Annotated in this window: 2 protein-coding genes; both read left to right on the top strand. The window is 40.0% G+C overall.

The features are described from left to right. Positions 1-256 (top strand): hypothetical protein (locus tag R7M92_RS24980; protein WP_318134576.1); only part of this gene is annotated, 256 nt, incomplete at its 5' end. 72 nt (positions 257-328) lie between these two features. Further along, on the top strand, positions 329-700 hold the full coding sequence (locus tag R7M92_RS24975) for a hypothetical protein (protein ID WP_024242345.1): 372 nt from the start codon (positions 329-331) through the stop codon (positions 698-700). Positions 701-889: the final 189 nt, after the last annotated feature.

Here is an 889-nt window from a genome sequence, read left to right as displayed (position 1 = left end):
ATTAGTTATGAAAAATGTACGTATGCAATTCGATCTACCTGAAGATAGGTTGGATGAACTCGATTCTTTAATGAAGAAGTGCGGCATAAGTACTAAAAAAGAGTTGTTCAACTACGCGTTAACAATGCTTGAGTGGGCTGTGGACGAGTCCGAAAGTGGTCACGAAATCGCAGCTATCGATAGAGACAGTAAGCAATTTTATGCTCTACGAATGCCTATTCTTAAGCGAGTGAACCGTACATCTACTGCAAATTAACTTATCACTTGATGTGTTAAGGAGAAGGCCAGCTTAAACTGGCCTTCTTTTTTTATTCAAGAGGGTTTGATTGTGTCCGATAGCCTAGATGGATTTACTGAAGGCGATACCTCAAAAGAAAAACAAGCGGTAAAACAACCCAAGAAGTTCTTTAGTGACGTCGACGATTCAGCAGATAGACGGCATCTGAGATGGACAAAAAGTGGCGTTACTCTGGCTATGACAATTTTGGTTGCTGTAATGAACTGGATGGTCATAAGCATGCTATATCACGTAGTTGATGAAGAGCTTTCTCTGATACGAAGTGGCTTTATGCAAGCAGACGCAAGGACTGTAACTACTAGTGTTTATTTGGCTTTGATTGCTGGAACAGTTGCTGAGGTATCTGCTTTATTTTTGATAATTGTAAAGTCAGTTTTTAAGAACAATAACAATGATATATGAAGTTGATTCCAGTCGTTAGATGTAGTGTCACACATGGTTTTGTTCTGTCTGTCTTGAGATCACTCTAATCAAAATGTAATCTCTTGGGACTGAAACGAAAAAACCACCCGGCAAGGTGGTTTTTTCGAAGGTTCATTAACCGGCAAGTTTCTGAACCGTGGTAACTGGCTTTCGCAGAGCACAGAAACC

The organism is Vibrio sp. Vb2880 (genome assembly GCF_033337975.1).
Classification (GTDB): Bacteria; Pseudomonadota; Gammaproteobacteria; order Enterobacterales; family Vibrionaceae; genus Vibrio; species Vibrio alginolyticus.
The sequence above is the reverse complement of the archived record's forward strand: the minus strand, read 5'-3'. Positions and strand labels throughout refer to the sequence as shown.